The organism is Gordonia sp. (in: high G+C Gram-positive bacteria), from assembly GCF_047606305.1.
Lineage (GTDB): Bacteria > Actinomycetota > Actinomycetes > Mycobacteriales > Mycobacteriaceae > Gordonia.
Window position 1 is genome coordinate 1 of the sequence record NZ_JASGER010000106.1, and the last position, 3,079, is coordinate 3,079.

Consider the following 3,079-nt stretch of genomic DNA (forward strand, 5'->3'; position numbering starts at 1 on the left):
GCCAGCTCCCCGCCCGCCGCACCTGCCGCACCCGGCCCGGCGGTCGCCCGCTCGACGCCCCCGCCGGTCGACCTGCTCCCGCTCGCGCACGGCGACTTCAGCGCCTACGAGTACCTGGAGACCGAGGTGCGACCGGGAGCGATCGGGATCGCGCCGACCGCGGACGGCGTGCGGTTGACCTGGGACCGGTACCCGGGCGGGCCGACCGTCCTGTACCGGGTCGTGTCGGGCGACGGCACCGTCGCACCGTACAAACCGGAGGCCGGCGAACTGCTGGCGGTCACCACCGGGACCGCGGTCGAGGACACGCGCTTTCTGACCACGGCGGTGCGGCACTACCAGGTGTGGGTCCACGTCGGCGCGGACGAGGCGTCAGCGCGCGCCGCGCAGGCGGTGAAGTGGAGCCAGGGCGAGGACATCAGCCCGGTCGAGGACATGCAGCTCACCGAGGACGAGGGTCGCGTCGTCGGCGAGTGGTCGGTGTTCCCCGGGACCCGCGCGGTCCGCATCTTCCGCATCCCGCTGGACACCGGGGGACCGGTCACCACCGATCCGAGTTTCCAGATCTGCGTCAACGAGGCGAACCTCACCGGGTTCGTCGACCCGGACGCGCCCCGCGGCCGCCGATTCCTCTACCGGGCCCAGGCCGAGGTCCCGGTCGGCGACTCCCTGCGGCTGTCGCGGCCCGCGCAGCAGGAGATCCTGGTCTCGGTCAGCCTCACCCCGATCAGTGACCTCGACGTCGCGATCAGTGACAACAACTCCGAGTTCAACCTGTCCTGGGGCACCCCCGAGGGCGATCAGGAGATCCGCGTCTACCGCTTCCAGCAGCCGCCCCCCGCCGGACTCGAGCGCGAGGACCTGCCCGTCGAGGCGCTCGAGGTCCAGGGTTTCACCGAGGAGACCCGCGTGCGGCACCCGGTGAAGACCGGCGACGACCCGAGTCGGTCGCAGATGGCCGGTGTGCCGTGGCCGGCCGGGTGGGACCGTGCGTACCTCACGCCCGTCGCGGTGGGCGCCGGCAAAGCGCGGATCGGTCAGACGCGTGTCCTCGCCCGTCCGCTGCCGGCCGTCGACGATCCGCGCATCGTCGAGCGCTTCCACTGCGAGATGATCACCTTCGGCTGGCCGCGCGGCGCCGCCGCCGTGCGCGCCTACGTCGGCCAGCACGGCGCCCCGCCCGCCCAGTTGTGCCAGGGCCGGCCCTTCGGCGAGGTCAGCGCCGAGCAGTTCGAGCGCGACGGCGCGCTGATCCTGTCGCGCAACCTCAACAAGACCGGCTGCCAGGTCGCCGTCGTCGCGGTCTCGTACTCGGCGGGCCGGGAGATCACCGGGGAGCCGGTGGGCATCGACTATCCCGGGCTCGCCCGGATCGCCTACGACTTGGACCCGGACCCGCAGGCGGCCCCCGGCCAGCGCCTGGTGCGGTTGATCCTGCAGAGCGAGTCACCGGTGCCCGACGTCCCGCCGCTGGTGCTGGTCCACAATCCGCGCCGACTGCCGCTCGACCCGACCGACGGTCGCACGCTCCGCGTGTACGACCGCACCAGTCGGTTGGTCCCGCACTGCCAGATCGTCGGTGAGTTGGCGGCCGTTCGGCAGGCCACCGAGTGGCGCGCCGACCTGACCGGGATGGGCGGCTACGTCCGACTGTTCGTGCACGGCCAGCCGCGCGGCGGCCGCCCGATCGCGATCCTCGACCCTCCGATGGCACGGCTGTGGGTGCCGCCGCCGGCGCGAGCGCAGGCACAGTGGTGAGTCCATGGCCGATCTGACCAAGCGCCCGGAGGATCGTGCGCCGACCTCCGGCGGCGTCGACCTCACGCGCAGCGCGCCCGCGCCGCAGGCGGGGCGGTATGCCCAGTTCACCTACACCTCCTTCGACGCCACGACCGCCGGCGGTGCCGTCGCGCCCGGACAGCGCGGCCACGGCGGCGGCTGGCAGGTCAAGCAGGTGCTCGGCAACCTCGACCCCGCCTACGTGGACGAGCTGGCCGCGCGCATCGTCACGCGGTTCGACCTCGAACCGCCGCTGCCCGGGTTCCCGACCCCCGAGCAGATCGTCGGCCGGCCGGCGCGGCTGAGTTACGTCGCGACCGCCGGTCCGACGGGTTGGCGCGGCGCCTACTGGCACACCGTCGATGCCGGGCGCGACGGCAGCGGTCGGCCGGGCAACGTCTTCGCGCACATCCTGGCCGACGCGCACTCGGATGCCGACGGCCGCCCGATCGACCTGTGGCGCTGGTCGGGATGGCTGGCGCCGTACGGCCCCGACGAGGTGAAGGCGGCGGAGCTGGCCGAGCCGATGCCGCCCCGCGCGGCGAATCCGGCGCTCTCGAACCCGGCGGTGATCGCCTTCCTCCTGGATCCGGGACACGACCGGGTGAGCGTGTTGCGGGTGCTGCTCGACGCCGTCTCGGCGCGGTTGTCCGGCGAGGCCGCCGGTCCGGCGGCGCTGGCCGTCGACTTCGTCGACGCCGCGGCCCACGACCGCGCCGCCGTGTGGATCGCGGCCGTCAGCAGCCTGCTCACCCCGATCGGTGCGCGACGGTTCTGCTGGTCGACCCACGAGTCGCCGGAGGCGGTCGCGGGGGGAGCGGCGGCCGACCTGCACCTGGTGGCCGTGCCGAAGAACCGCGTCGGCGACGTCGCCGGTCAGGTGGTCGTGGTCGACGAGCACGAGGAGCCCTATCTCGGCGACCCGGGTTCGGAGCACCGTGTCGCCGCCGGCGTCGTCCCGGCGACCCCGTTGTCGGTCCTGGCCGAGGCGGTGTTCGCCGATGAGCACACCGCGCGCCGGGTGCTCGCCCGCCGGGACGAGGTCGCGGCCCAGTTCGAGACCGACGGGTCCCCGGCGCTCGCGCCCGAGTGGCCGTTGGCGGTCGCGGTCCTGGAGATCCCCGAACTCGCCGAGTTCCACGAGGACGCCGCCGAGGTCGTCGTCGACGACGCCCCGGACGGCGTCGAGCAGGTCGCGTGGGCACGTGACCTGGTCGGCGGGACCCTCGCCTCCCGCCCGCCCACGCCCGACGCCGCGATGCGCCGCCTGGGTCGCGCCCACCGGCGCGGTCGGGGCACC

The 3,079-nt window shown here is 74.2% G+C and carries 1 protein-coding gene and 1 pseudogene; both read left to right on the forward strand.

Features of this window, described 5'->3' with window-relative positions; translation table 11 throughout:
* Positions 1-1,758: hypothetical protein (locus QM634_RS14420; RefSeq protein WP_415043471.1), on the forward strand; the 1,758-nt coding region annotated here is incomplete at its 5' end.
* Between the two features lie 4 nt (positions 1,759-1,762).
* Positions 1,763-3,079 (forward strand): annotated as a pseudogene (locus tag QM634_RS14425) (hypothetical protein); the annotation flags it as partial.